This is a genomic window from Enterococcus sp. S53, from assembly GCF_016516865.1.
GTDB lineage: Bacteria > Bacillota > Bacilli > Lactobacillales > Enterococcaceae > Enterococcus_D > Enterococcus_D innesii.
In genome coordinates this window covers 23,732-37,628 of sequence record NZ_JACVUH010000018.1, presented here as the reverse complement: position 1 = coordinate 37,628, position 13,897 = coordinate 23,732, and the positions used below count along the sequence as shown (strand labels likewise).

Annotated in this window: 11 protein-coding genes; all 11 read left to right on the top strand. The window is 39.5% G+C overall.

From position 1 onward, the window contains the following. Positions 1-457: 457 nt before the first annotated feature. The 11 genes from fic (at position 458) to IAE45_RS16230 (ending at position 13,884) form a co-directional block, all read left to right on the top strand. Positions 458-1,063 (top strand): protein adenylyltransferase Fic, encoded by a 606-nt coding sequence (gene fic / locus IAE45_RS16280; RefSeq protein ID WP_200127381.1) that lies wholly within the window; start codon positions 458-460, stop codon positions 1,061-1,063. Between the two features lie 15 nt (positions 1,064-1,078). Then, a complete protein-coding gene (locus tag IAE45_RS16275; RefSeq protein WP_200127380.1) occupies positions 1,079-1,654 on the top strand; it encodes a recombinase family protein in 576 nt (191 codons plus the stop codon). Positions 1,655-2,713: 1,059 nt separating this feature from the next. Continuing rightward, entirely contained in the window at positions 2,714-4,882 is a 2,169-nt protein-coding gene (locus tag IAE45_RS16270) for an alpha-galactosidase (protein WP_200127379.1), read from the top strand. A 250-nt stretch (positions 4,883-5,132) separates the two neighbouring features. Next, positions 5,133-5,975: a 5-dehydro-4-deoxy-D-glucuronate isomerase gene (gene kduI, locus IAE45_RS16265; protein WP_200127378.1), complete on the top strand. Its 843-nt coding sequence runs from the start codon at positions 5,133-5,135 to the stop codon at positions 5,973-5,975. A 36-nt stretch (positions 5,976-6,011) separates the two neighbouring features. Next, positions 6,012-6,815 (top strand): gluconate 5-dehydrogenase, encoded by an 804-nt coding sequence (locus IAE45_RS16260; RefSeq protein WP_200127410.1) that lies wholly within the window; start codon positions 6,012-6,014, stop codon positions 6,813-6,815. A 14-nt stretch (positions 6,816-6,829) separates the two neighbouring features. Next, a complete protein-coding gene (locus tag IAE45_RS16255) occupies positions 6,830-7,963 on the top strand; it encodes a glycoside hydrolase family 88 protein (protein ID WP_233619125.1) in 1,134 nt (377 codons plus the stop codon). A 206-nt stretch (positions 7,964-8,169) separates the two neighbouring features. Then, positions 8,170-10,917: a sigma 54-interacting transcriptional regulator gene (locus IAE45_RS16250; RefSeq protein WP_200127376.1), complete on the top strand. Its 2,748-nt coding sequence runs from the start codon at positions 8,170-8,172 to the stop codon at positions 10,915-10,917. A 129-nt stretch (positions 10,918-11,046) separates the two neighbouring features. Next, a complete protein-coding gene (locus IAE45_RS16245) occupies positions 11,047-11,868 on the top strand; it encodes a Cof-type HAD-IIB family hydrolase (RefSeq protein ID WP_200127374.1) in 822 nt (273 codons plus the stop codon). Position 11,869: 1 nt separating this feature from the next. Further along, positions 11,870-12,271 (top strand): PTS sugar transporter subunit IIA, encoded by a 402-nt coding sequence (locus IAE45_RS16240; RefSeq protein ID WP_200127372.1) that lies wholly within the window; start codon positions 11,870-11,872, stop codon positions 12,269-12,271. Positions 12,272-12,512: 241 nt separating this feature from the next. Beyond that, positions 12,513-13,298, top strand: coding sequence for a hypothetical protein (locus IAE45_RS16235; protein ID WP_200127370.1), 786 nt, complete (start codon positions 12,513-12,515; stop codon positions 13,296-13,298). An 85-nt stretch (positions 13,299-13,383) separates the two neighbouring features. Continuing rightward, positions 13,384-13,884, top strand: a complete 501-nt coding sequence (locus tag IAE45_RS16230) for a PTS system mannose/fructose/N-acetylgalactosamine-transporter subunit IIB (RefSeq protein ID WP_200127368.1) — start codon at positions 13,384-13,386, stop codon at positions 13,882-13,884. Positions 13,885-13,897 lie beyond the last annotated feature (13 nt).

Below are 13,897 nucleotides of genomic sequence, written 5' to 3'. Positions count from 1 at the left end.
GAAACGTTTCGATAGATATTTATATGAATTATACCACCAATTTACACAATTCTCAAATGAGATATTTAAAAAATACTATATCCTAATTTGTACATAAATTTACTGATTATGTTGGTAAGTTAGAATCGAAATTTTTGAGTATCATCTTTGATGAGAGATTAAATCGTTTATATCTATTGACAATTCTCAAAAGTTGAGAAGGAATAGTTTTGAGAGAATACTAAAACAGGTAATAATTTCTTAGAAGCAGATACGACAAGTAAAGTATTTATCAAATTTATTAAATAAGAATTATAGATGAGAATATCTATGATTTCCAAAATCTTGAAATGTCAGTTAATGCATAATGAAGATAAAGGTCAGAAACTTAATAGTTTTTGACACATGATTAAATCCGCGATATAGTAGGCTTGGGAGTGTTTCATAAACTTATGTCATAATGTTAAGGGGATTTTACATGATTTTAGAGAATAAATTAGGTTTGACCAATCAAGTTGAGTTGGCCAAGGCTGAAGAAAAACTCAGCAAGCAAAAAGCGAAGGGATTATATGATTCAGGAAAAATAAATGAAATCGAAGTCGGCACGTTTAAAGGCTTATCGGAAATTCATGATTTTCTTTTTTCAGAAATTTACGATTTTGCAGGAAAAACTCGTTCGGTCAATATCGCAAAAGGAAATTTTCGTTTCGCACCGGTCATGTACCTGGAACATTCGTTAAAGCATATTGATCAGATGCTGCAAACTTCTTTTGAAGAGATTATCAAAAAATACGTGGAAATGAATATCGCTCACCCGTTTCGTGAAGGAAATGGTCGGAGTACTAGAATTTGGCTGGATCTCATTTTGAAAGAAGAATTACAAAAAGTTGTTGATTGGAACTTGATCAATAAAGAAGACTACCTTTCCGCAATGGAGCGCAGTCCAATAAATGACTTAGAAATACGCTACTTAATTTCTAACGCTCTAACTGATAAAATTGACGATCGCGAGTTATACATGAAAGGTATCGATGTCAGTTATTTCTATGAGGGGTACTCAGAGTATACGATAGATGATTTGTAAGAGCAGGTGGATCAAATGACAAAATACGGCTATGCACGTGTCTCAACTGCTTCTCAAAGTACAAAGGAACAGATTCAACAGCTGCTTGAGAACGGTGTTGAGAAGAAGAATATTTTCTCTGAAAAATTTACAGGTACAAAACGAGATCGGCCAAAGTTTAATCAGCTGTTGGCTGGTCTGAAGCCTGGAGATGAAATCGTTGTTACTAAACTTGATCGTTTTGCGCGTAATACGAGAGAAGCTTTGGATATCATTGAACCTTTACTCGATGATAACGTTACGATCAAGGTATTGAATCTTGGAACAATCGAAAATACGTCGATGGGCCGAATGGTTACACGAACGTTATTGAGTGTAGCAGAAATGGAACGTGATATGATTGTAGAACGTACGCAAGAAGGAAAGATGTTTGCAAGAAAGAATAACCCGAACTTTAAGGAAGGACGTCCGAAAGCTACAATCACTCCAAAAAAACGGCACGCATATGAACTTCTTATTTCAGGCAAATCATATAAAGAGGTTGAATCCATAACCGGTTTCAGTCGAAGTACGCTTTTCAGAATTAAGAAAAAAATTGAGGAGGAGGATTAGGTATGTATGAAAAAAGTGTATTTGAGAAACGCTAGCAACTAGCTTCTACGAATTATATGTATTTCATACTAATGTATTTATCACCGATTATGCGGATACAGAAGAGTCTAAGCGAGAAAATTGTCTCGAATTCAGTGATGAAGGGTTCCTCCTCGCTCAACAATAGTGTCAGGAATACGTTGAGCATGTAACTGGTAAAGATGTAAAATTAATGAATTTGGGACATCTTTTTATAAAGTTAATAGAACAAAAGATATATAATAAGTGTTTCTGAGAAAGTGCATAATAATAGATAGTGTTTGACAACAATAAGACAATGTTATTGAGTAATTAGGTTTCGCTGTTGCATGAAAGAAGGTAGCCAAGCACAAAGAGATGCAAATTCTGAAAATAATAAGTATTCTTAACTGAAATCTTGTTATGAAATAGTAGCGTGATTCCAAAATCATTCTATGATCTTAGAGATACACTTGTTTAGATAATTCCAAAAATCTCATCTTCTGTAGCGAATAATTAAGTTTTAAAGTATGCTGTGAGCACTTGGTGGTCATCTTAATGGGATATCGAAGAGCTGTTATCAAGCCACCCGTGAAAACGGGTGGTTTTTTACTAAAATCATTAATGAAAATGGGGTTGATGAGTCAATTCTGATTCATCAGCCCCATAAATTATAAAGTCAGAAGAAATTGTTTCTGAAAACATTCTTACTTTCATTTAATCACTTTTAAAAATTATCAAATAGATAAGACGTACGAAGTCTACTATTTACATCACTATGACTATTCTGTCGAATATTTATTTTTTGTGGCGAATAAAGGTGATAATTTTCCTAGTATATTGGTTTTTTTATTAGTTGGCATAATTTTTGCTTCAATTTAGTTGGATAGTAAGTTCTTGTTGTCAGAGTAGTCTTACTGTCGGAAGTAGTTCTATTTAGAAATTGAATCCATGATGACTTATGGAGGCATAGAATTTTTTAGAGTAGAAATAGAAAAAAGACCTTTAGCTAATGAAATAATTGATGACTAATAAAAATATTTTTATAAAGGGTGAAAGAGAATGATTACTTACAATAAAGAATATCAGCAATTCAATTTATTTTCTGCCAATGATCAATTATCATTGGGAGTCTTGTCAAGTGGGCATTTAGTATTTTACTATTTTGGTTCCAAAATTGGGAATGTAGATCTTAAGTATGTGGTAGGTGATATTAAACGCGCTAGCTATCTGGCAGACACAGACGGTGTGAAAGATTTTAAACTAGAACAAATGCCGCTGGTTTATCCCGCTTACGGCAATCCCGATATGCGGACGCCGGCTTTCCAAATAGTATTGGCTGATGGGACACGACTATCGAATTTTCGTTATCAAAATCATGAAGTGACCAAAACGTGGGAACCAATGGAAATGCCGTCAGCACAACATGCAAATGCGGAAACATTAAAAATACGGTTGTCTGACGAAGCGGCAAAACTCCAGATAGAGGTGTGTATTCGCGTTTTTCCTGAATATGATGTTTTTACACAAAATGTTACTTTGCTAAATGAAAGTGCGAATGAACTGACGATTGAACGAATGATGAGTGCAAATCTTGATTTTTTGACCGATAAATTTGATTTGTTGACCTTAGGAGGAGCATGGGGACGTGAAACTCACTACAATCGTCGCCGGCTGCACCAAGGTTTTCAAGGGGTGGATTCAAAACGTGGGGCTTCAGGACATGGCCAGAATCCTTTTATTGCGCTTTTAGAAGAAGGAACCTCGGAGACGCAAGGCGCGGTTTACAGCATGAACTTAGTGTATAGCGGCAATTTTTTAGCGTTAGCCGATGTGGATATGCACCAAAACACCCGGATGCAAATTGGTATCAATCCTTTTGAGTTTAGTTGGCGATTGGAGACTGGCGCAACATTTCAAACGCCAGAAGTAGTGATGGTGTATGCCAATCGCGGGTTAAATCAGCTGAGCCAACGCTATCATCACTTTTATACAGATTGTCTCATTCCCAAAACGTTTGCACATAAAGTCCGGCCGATTCTCATGAATAACTGGGAAGCCACGTATTTTGATTTTAATAAAGAAACGATTTTAGCACTTGCGAAAGAAGGACAAGCGCTAGGAATGGAACTCTTTGTGCTGGATGATGGTTGGTTTGGTAAACGTGACAACGATGATTCGTCATTAGGCGATTGGCAGCCGAATTCTCAAAAATTAGGGGGAAGCTTAACCCAATTGATTGCTGAGATCAATCAACTTGGTCTGGACTTTGGTTTGTGGATAGAGCCAGAGATGGTTTCACCTAATAGTGAACTCTACCGTGCTCATCCGGATTGGATCATTCGCGTTGCCAACCAAGAGCCGCAACAAGTCCGCCACCAATATGTGCTGGATCTGTCAAAAGCAGCGGTTCAAGAGTATATTATCCATTCGTTGGATCAGCTATTAAGTGAAAATAATATTTCATATCTCAAATGGGACATGAATCGCAATATTACTGATTCTGGTAGTGATGCTCTGGGTGCTGAGCATCAGAAAGAATTGTCTCATCGATATATCTTAGGACTCTATCGCATTTTGGCTACAATCACCAAAAAATACCCTCAAGTTCTTTTAGAAAGCTGCGCTGGCGGTGGGGGACGCTTTGATCCGGGAATGTTGGCGTACAGTCCGCAAATCTGGACCTCTGATGATACCGATGCCATTGAGCGCTTGGCCATTCAAAAAGGAACGGCTTTGATTTATCCGCAAGCTTCCATGAGTTGTCATGTCTCTGCGGTACCAAATCACCAAGTCGGCCGCATCACCAGCTTAGCGACTAGAACAATTGTTGCGCAACAAGGAAATTTTGGTTATGAATTAAATCTACTTGAACTGTCAGCAGAAGAAAAAGCTGAGATCAAAGAACACATTCAAGAATATAAACAAATCCGCCATACGATGCAATTTGGCAAGTGGCAGCAATTACCCGTTTATGAGGAACAAAATGAGTATGCTTGGCAACAAAACGATGAAGAAAAGGTGATCGTAAGTCACGTCTATATTAGAGCGAAAGCGAATACGGTCCCTAAGCGATTAAAATTGATCGATTTAATGCCAGGCCAATATCGTTTAGCAAAGACGGGACAAGTGTATACCGATTCTGAACTAATGCAGATAGGCTTACCGTTACCAAAAGCGACCCAAGACTATTTTGCCAGTCGCTGGATTTTAGAAAAGATCAGCGATTAACCAGAAAATGCTAATCAGAAAAGCGGCAATTTGGTAGGTGAAGATTCGTTGAAGGAAGGATTGTTTCTGCAGGTTTCCATCAGTCGTCAATGAAATTTCATGAAACGCTTCTGTTCTTTTTTCAGTCAGAGGTACGCTGATTTCTACGAAGTGATAAAACGGTTTTTATCTTTCTTTCGACACATTTTGGCATAGATTTTGCTTGTAAGTTTATTGAAGACTGTAAATGATAAGTAAGGAGAAGATTGAAATGCAAAAAATGGTAACTCGTTATACGCATAGTCCAGAAGATATTCGTCATTATTCTACAGAAGAACTGTGTCGGGAGTTTTTAGTCGAAAACGTCTTTGTACCCGGTGAGATTGCGTTGACATATACCCACAATGACCGGATGATTTTCGGCGGAGTGACCCCAACATCCTCTGCATTAGAGATTGTTTTGGACAAAGAATTAGGGGTGGACTATTTTTTGGAACGTCGTGAGTTAGGCGTAATCAACGTAGGGGGACCTGGATTTATCGAGATCGACGGCAAAAAAGAGCCCATGAAAAAACAAGATGGCTATTATATTGGGAAAGAAACCAAGCAAGTGGTCTTTACTTCAGCCGATGCCGCTCAGCCGGCGAAATTCTACGTGAGTTCAACCCCTGCGCATCATAAATACCCCAATGTAAAAATTGCGATTGATCAAGTAAAACCTATGGAAACTGGTGAAGGTCAGACATTGAATGAACGAAAGATCTATCAATACATTCATCCAAATATCTGTCAAAGCTGCCAACTACAAATGGGTTACACCGTTCTTGAAGAAGGCTCTGCTTGGAACACGATGCCTTGTCACACTCATGAACGACGCATGGAAGCTTATGTGTATTTTGATTTCAATAATGAAGATACACGTGTGTTCCATATGATGGGAAAACCCGATGAAACCAAACATTTAGTTGTCGATGAAGGGCAAGCAGTGATTTCTCCTTCATGGTCGATCCATTCGGGCGTAGGTACGTCAAACTACTCTTTTATCTGGGCAATGTGCGGTGAAAACATTACTTACATGGACATGGACATGGTGCCAATGTCAGAACTAAAATAAAACAATTATTCGGAGGCTTTCAATATGTCATTTTCTATGTCATTTTCAATGGATTTATTTAATTTAGACGGAAAGATCGCACTAGTTACAGGCGCAACCTATGGGATTGGTTTTGCATTAGCAGAAGCTTTGGCAAAAGCTGGGGCAACGATTGTGTTTAATGATATTAATCAAGACCTAGTGGATAAAGGAATGGCTGCTTATAAAGAAGCGGGTATCGAAGCCCACGGGTATGTAGCGGATGTGACCGATGAAGAACAAGTAGGCGCCTTTATCGCTCAAGTAGAAAAAGAAGTTGGTGTGATCGATATTTTAATCAACAATGCAGGGATCATCAAACGCATTCCAATGTTGGAAATGTCTGCAGCTGATTTTCGTCAAGTAATCGATATTGACTTGAACGGGCCATTTATCGTAGCAAAAGCCGTTTTACCTGGCATGATAAAAAAAGGGCATGGCAAAATCATCAATATCTGCTCGATGATGTCGGAATTAGGTCGTGAAACAGTGGCGGGCTATGCGGCAGCAAAAGGCGGCTTGAAAATGTTGACGAAAAATATTTGTTCAGAGTTTGGTGAAGCCAACATCCAGTGTAATGGCATCGGACCTGGCTACATTGCGACACCTCAAACAGCACCATTGCGGGAAAAACAAGCGGATGGTTCTCGTCATCCATTTGATGAATTCATTATTGCAAAAACACCTGCAGCCCGTTGGGGAGAAGCCTCAGACTTGCAAGGTCCAGCTGTCTTTTTGGCTTCCGATGCCTCAAACTTTGTTAACGGGCATATTTTATATGTAGATGGCGGAATCTTAGCTTACATTGGAAAACAACCGTAAATTGGAGGAAAACAATGATAAATGAAGAGATAAAACAGTGGGCGACAGAAGTTTTTAATAAAATTGATGGGAAGCTGACTTTACAGGCAGAACGACTGGGAGATAAAATTCCTTATATCGTGGACGAAGAAACAGGTCTTTATGAAGAAGACAAAGGCATAACGGAGCCGGTTTGGTGGTGTAACGGATTTTGGTCAGGGATGATGTGGCAAATGTACCATGCGACTGGAAATGACCTATACAGACAAACTGCGGAAGCAAATGAAACACGTTTAGATAAGGCATTTGATATTTATACTGGTTTACACCATGATGTTGGCTTTATGTGGCTACACACAGCTGTTGCCAATTATCGCTTGACTGGAAACGAACGCTCGAAAGCCCGGGGTTTGCATGCCGCTCACTTGCTGGCAGGCCGTTACAACCCGAGAGGACAGTTTATCCGGTCTTGGAATCGGGATCGCGCAGGTTGGGTGATCATTGATTCGATGCTGAATATTCCTTTACTTTACTGGGCAAAAGAGGCAATTGATGATCCTCGCTTTGGCTATGTTGCGGAAGACCATGCCGACAAAGTCATGAACAATATCGTGCGAGGAGATGGCTCTGTTGCGCATATTGGTGTCTTTGATCCAACCAATGGCGAGCTGTTGGAAACACCCGCAGGACAAGGCTATGCCGATGGTTCGTCTTGGTCCCGAGGCCAATCGTGGGCGATTTATGGCTTTGCATTAAGCTATCTCCATACCGGTAAGAAGGAATATTTGGAAACAGCAAAGAAAGTTGCCCATTACTTTATTGCTCAAGTAGAACAAACAAACTGGGTTCCTGTAGTAGATTTTAGAGCACCAAAAGAACCCGTGATGCTGGATACTTCCGCAGGGGTTTGTGCGGCTTGCGGCTTTTTGGAAATTGCGAAACACGTGGGAGAATATGAAAAGGATTTCTTCATTGATGCAGCCGTCAAATGCTTAAAAGCTGCTTATGAGAATCATGGGATCGAGGATCAGGCAAAAGATGGTTTGATTGATGATGCGACAGGCTCCTACCATGAGGAACGTTGGACGGAAGTCCCAATCATTTATACTGACTACTATTTTGTGGAAGGAATCTTGCGTCTTTTAGACAAAGATTTTCTGATTTGGTAATCAAAGGCAGCATGACAGCGAACTTACTGAAAAAAGTTCGCTGTCTTCTCATTTCGACAGAAAGGAAACAGCCGTTGAATGTGTCGGAATGAAGTTCTATAATTAACTTGTTCGTCAGCATCTATAGCCTTCTTGCGATACTTCTACCAAAAAAGTCTATAACAGCTGACAAAGAGAAGAATACGCACTTTTTAGGAGGAACTGTTTTGTCAAAACAACAAGTTCTGGCTATTCTAAAAGAAAACACCCAAGCACTGGGTGAACTTACGTTTAATGAGTTACTAACGACGGAAGGCATTTCAGAATTGGTAGCGATTCGACGAAATACGACTAGTCAATATTTAAATGAATTTGTAAAAGAAGGCTTGGCAATCAAAGTCAAGAGCCGACCCGCGGTCTTTTTCGACAAAGAAGCGTTCAGTCAGCTATTTTTTAAACCAAGTCAATCGGTGTATGATAATTTAGAGCAATTAAAGAATGAAGAAAATAGCCATCGAACCAAAACGGATTTGTTTGCAGATTTGATCGGCGCAAAAACGAGTCTCCGAATGGCTGTGGATCAGCTGAAAGCTTCAGTATTTTACCCAGGGATAGGTTTACCGGTGATGTTACATGGTGAGACAGGTGTAGGAAAAAGTCTGCTGGCAAGGAAAACCTATGAATTTTGTATTGATCAGCAACTGATTCATGAAGAGGCGCCTTTTCATGAATTGAACTGCGCGCAATACTACCATAACCAAGAGCTGTTGAGCAGTATATTATTCGGGTACAAAAAAGGCGCATTCACTGGCGCAGACAGTGATCAAGTCGGTTTGTTAGAAGCTTCAGATGGAGGGATTCTTTTTTTGGACGAATGCCATCGCTTATCGCCGGAAAGTCAGGAAAAACTCTTCACTTTCATCGACACGCAACAATTTTCACGAATCGGGGAAAACAATATCACTCGCAAGTCCCAAGTTCGTTTGATTTTTGCTACGACTGAGGATGTTCAAACCAATTTTTTGCGCACCTTTTTGCGCCGAGTCCCAATCACGATTCATATCCCAGCCTTGAAAGAACGTACCCCACAAGAGATATCCGAGTACATCTATACTTTTTTCATCAATGAAAGCCGCAACTTTAATCGTCCAATCTTGATTACACCTTGGATCATCAATCGGTTGAGTACCCTCAATTACCAAGACAATGTAGGAGAGCTGAAGAATATTATTAAGGTGATTTGTGCCAATGCATTTAGTAAACGTGGTATGGGTCCTAGCGTTTTAGTAAATTCAGAAACCTTGGAAGATCATTTGCTTTCTCGCTTCCTGTCGCTAAAAGAGGTCGACAGCACAGAAAAAAATGATGTATTAGTAACTCCAGAAAGCGTTTTAACAGACTTTTTGCACAAAAAGACCGATGAATCACTGATTATGGCTGGAATTTTTAAAGTCTATGAGAAAATTTTCCAACAATATCAACAAGGAGAAGTTGAGACAAATTATTTGATTCAACAATTGTCCCGGGAAGCCAATACAGTAATTGAAATGCTCGTCTTTCAAACAGTTCAAGAAAAAAACACTTTACTTCTATTGCAGAATACGATCAAGGAATTGGTCAACTTTTTAGAATCAAATTACTTTGTAAAAATCAGCGGAAATTCCATCATGGCATTGACCAATTATTTGTATAAACGGTCCAACTTCTTTGATGAATTGCCTAGTTTTAAACCCAAAACAATTGTGATGATCAAGGATTTTTTGAATATGCATATGCAAACCGAACAAAAAATTTTGAATGCGCTATTGGAATTGGTGGAATCAAAGTTGGATCTGCAGTTATTAGACTCTGAAAAAATCTTGTTGACCTTTTATTTAAAAGGATTAGACATCGAGATTCGCAAACCTGAAGTTCGGGGATTGATCTTGGCCCATGGTTTCTCCACTGCTAGCAGTATTGCTGATGTGGTCAATCGCTTCATGGATGAGCATTTATTTGATTCTTTTGATATGCCTTTTAATGTTCCTGCTAACAAAGTACAGGAATTTGTTAAGCATTATATTAAGGAAAATGACTGCTCGAAAGGACTGATTATTCTAGCAGATATGGGTTCTTTGATGATTCTGGATAATGTGTTAAAAGATCAGTTGGAGGGGCCGTTATTGATCATGAACAATGTCAATACTCAGCAAGCCCTCTTTGTTGGCGACATGGTCAAAAAGAAAACGGATTTTGAACGTATCGGCCAACGAATCCAAGAAGAGTTGATCGTCGAATATCGCTTGGCATATCCGAAAAAAACCAAGCAAGCTCTGATTTTAACGGTTTGTCACACTGGATTAGGCGCTGCGCAGCAGCTAAAAGAATTTTTAAGCACGAGTCTACCTAAAGAAATCGATTATGCAGTAGAAGCAGTAGATTATCATTTTTTGAAAAAATACGGAAAAGACAATCAATACTTTAAACAGTTTGATGTGCAGGGAATAGTAGGAACTGCTGATCCTGAAATTGAAGGTGTCGACTATGTCGCCTTAGAGGATTTGATTTCCGGTTCCGGGAAAGAACAGATTGATAAATTGTTTAAACAGGTAGCAGATCCAGCCTTTCGGAAAGATATCAATGATAATCTTGTGCGTAACCTCTCTATTGAACGATTGGTTTCCGTCATAACGATTTTGGATGTGAAACGAGTCATCGGTTATATCGACGAAGCGATTATCGAAATGGAACGAAACTTGAAAATCACCATGGAAAATTCTAAAAAGGCGATTCTGTACATCCACATTGCTGGCTTAGTCGAGCGGATGATTCGTAACCAAGAAGTGTCTCACTATCAAAGCACTTCTCATGACGAACAACGACAACGAAGGATCAAGGCCATTGCAACCTCCCTTCAAATCCTTGAAAATGCGTACAACATCAAAATCAGCGAGTATGAGTTGGATTATCTCTACGATATCATTTTTGAAATATAGGAAATCGATGGTGCGAACAAGCAGAGGATAGGAATTTTTCATTAAAAGCGAACCAGTTTCTTGGTTGGCTTTTTTTCGACAGAATGTTGGCACACTTATTGCACATAAAACGATGAGGCGGTGTTATAAGTGAAATTATTTGCAATAGATATTGATGGGACTCTCCTTACGACGGATCATCAAATAAGTGAAATCAATCGGAATGCGATCCAACAAGCGGCAAAATTAGGACATAAAATTGCTATCTGTACGGGAAGAAGTCTAAACTCTGCAGAAAAGATCTTTCAAGAGATTGGTCTTTCAGATGGCTATGTGATCGCATTAAATGGTGCATATATCAAAGAGATGAGTCGAAATGCGCCTCTTTGGAAAAAGACAGTCCATCGACAGGCGGTCCAAACTTTTTTGATCAAAGGCAGCAACTACGGGATGACAGGCTATCTGAATACCGAAAAGCTTAATTATCGCTTCATCTCGAAAGAGGAAAGCCAAGAGAACATTCAAGAGTTCCAAAATCAAGCTTGGCGGTTAGAGGAGCAAAGTTATGAACAAATCCCTTTGGTACTAGCAGAAAATGCGACAGAAATTTTGAAAGTCGCATTGAGCAGTAATCAGATTTCATTGTTGCAGGCAGTACAAGAAGAAATGCAGCAGGCCGGCTTTAGAATTGTTTTCTCCGACACAAATTACATTGAAATGATGGATCCAACCATTGATAAAGGAGCTGCATTGGCCTTTTTGAGCCAGTATCTGAACGTGTCACCGACACATGTTGTCGCGTTTGGGGACCAGCAAAATGACATGGAAATGCTGACTTTTGCAGGTTGCGGTGTCGCCATGGGGAACGCCATTCCACCGTTGAAAGCAATCGCTGACGAAATAACATTAAGTAACAATGAGTCTGGCGTAGGCCATAAAATAATAGAAATCTTGAATTTAAGGAGTTTTTAATATGCGGAAAATATTTTTAGTATCACACAATCATTTAGCCCAAGGAATGAAAGACTCTGCTGAAATGATTGCTGGCAAGCAAGAAAATTTAAAAGCCTATGGTCTGATGCCTGGCGGTCACCCTTCGCAGATCAGAAAAGCAATTGCTGACCAAATTTCTTCAGAAGATGATGTATTGATCTTGGGAGATATTGCAGGGGGGAGTGTTTGCAACGAAATGTTGGAATTGACGCTGCAAGAAAATGTAACATTAGTTGCGGGAATGAGCCTGCCATTAGTTTTGGAAATGATTTTGTTAGCACCAACGGATAGTGAAACGATGGAAACGATTATTGCCAACGGTCAAAGTGGCATGAAGCGCCTCGTCTTAAATCCAACTAGCGAGGAAGTAGATTTCTTTTAGTAAAGCCCTCTTGACTAATCGTAGAGAGGCTGGAACAGAAGTGTGAAACTCCGAGAAATAAGTAGAAATACATGGAGATTGGCTCTCACATGACTTATTTCCGCAGGAGTTGCTTCTGCTCTCGCCGTTTATACGTGTTTAAAGGGTGGAACAAACATGCTTTTAACTTTTATCCCATGCTCAATCTCTGGAACTGTTTTGTAAGCAACAAAAAAATCTACCTAAAAAAGGAGTTACTTTCATGATTACGTTATCTTTAAAAAATCACAGCGGCGAAAACATCAGTAGTAGATCACACGAAGTGGAAACTTATCTCGCATTTAAAAATTATTCGTATCAAACTAGAGATTTTATTGAAATCCTCACGGATGAAACATTTCTTTGGGTTCAACTGGACGAAGCCTTGGCACCTAGTTTGGTTTACATCCCCGAGGGTCAGTTCATTTATGAAGTAGTGATAGATGAACAATTAAAACGGGCTTATTCGCCTAAAATTTTTAGCGGCGAGCGACACTACCTACGGGTCAAGAAGGCAACGAAGGAGGAAGTTTCTGCTCGCCGAAATCTGGCTTTGAATGTTCATGCGCAAAAAGATTTTCAAGGAGCGTATCCCCATGCTTTTGCAAATGTTGAAACGAGAAATGACTCAACGTTTTTTGCCCGCAACGCGATCGATGGCATGATCGCTAATGAATCACACGGCTCTTATCCATATCAGTCGTGGGGAATCAATCAACAAGCAGATGCTGAAATGACGATTGACTTTGGCCGACAAGTCAAAATCGATGAGATGGCATTCGTTTTTCGGGGAGACTATCCCCATGATAGTTTTTGGACAAATGTCACGGTAGAGTTCTCCGACACTAGTACATTAACCTTCGCAACAAATGATCGTTTAGAGCGACAGTTCTTTTCTTTCGCTGAAAAAGTGACATCTAGTGTCAAATTGAAACAATTAATCAAACATCACGATGACTCGCCATTTCCAGCGCTGACACAGTGGGAAGTCTATGGAACAGAAGCGTGAAAGTGCTTTCGACAAAATATTGGCATGCTAATTGCTTATTAAAGAGTGTGGAAAGAAAACATAATAATTATTGGAGGAAAAAAAGATGATTTCAATGTTAAGAATTGACGACCGTTTAATTCATGGACAAGTCGCGGTCATGTGGACGAAGGAATTGGGGGTTGAACGAATTATTGTAGCCAATGATGAAGTTGCTCAAAATGAGATTCAAAAAAGTGCATTGCTACTAGCAGCTCCCACTTCTGTTAAAGCAGCTATCGTACCTGTAGATAAGGCGATAGCTATTGTGAATGATCAACGAGCAAAAGACATGAAGATTTTGGTTTTGGTCAATAACCCAACAGATATGCTTCGAATCCTAAAAAGTGACGTTAAAGTGGAAAGATTAAATCTGTCAAACTATGGTCGTCAACTAGGCGGAGGTGAGAACCCAAAACAAGAGGTAGCCTCTTCTGTCTATTTGGATCAAGCAGACGTCGAAAACTTCAAACGAATTTTTGAAGCAGCAGGGGATGTGAGCTATCAACCTGTTCCAGGACAAACAGCTGAATCATTAAAAGCATTAGTTGGAAAGAAATTCCAATAAATAAAGGAGGAAA

Coding starts and splice junctions, on each gene's coding strand:
- kduI (WP_200127378.1), top strand. CDS start 5,133: ATGCAAAAAATGGTAACTCGTTATACGCATAGTCCAGAAGATATTCGT.
- IAE45_RS16240 (WP_200127372.1), top strand. CDS start 11,870: ATGCGGAAAATATTTTTAGTATCACACAATCATTTAGCCCAAGGAATG.
- IAE45_RS16230 (WP_200127368.1), top strand. CDS start 13,384: ATGATTTCAATGTTAAGAATTGACGACCGTTTAATTCATGGACAAGTC.
- fic (WP_200127381.1), top strand. CDS start 458: ATGATTTTAGAGAATAAATTAGGTTTGACCAATCAAGTTGAGTTGGCC.
- IAE45_RS16275 (WP_200127380.1), top strand. CDS start 1,079: ATGACAAAATACGGCTATGCACGTGTCTCAACTGCTTCTCAAAGTACA.
- IAE45_RS16255 (WP_233619125.1), top strand. CDS start 6,830: ATGATAAATGAAGAGATAAAACAGTGGGCGACAGAAGTTTTTAATAAA.
- IAE45_RS16270 (WP_200127379.1), top strand. CDS start 2,714: ATGATTACTTACAATAAAGAATATCAGCAATTCAATTTATTTTCTGCC.
- IAE45_RS16235 (WP_200127370.1), top strand. CDS start 12,513: ATGATTACGTTATCTTTAAAAAATCACAGCGGCGAAAACATCAGTAGT.
- IAE45_RS16260 (WP_200127410.1), top strand. CDS start 6,012: ATGTCATTTTCAATGGATTTATTTAATTTAGACGGAAAGATCGCACTA.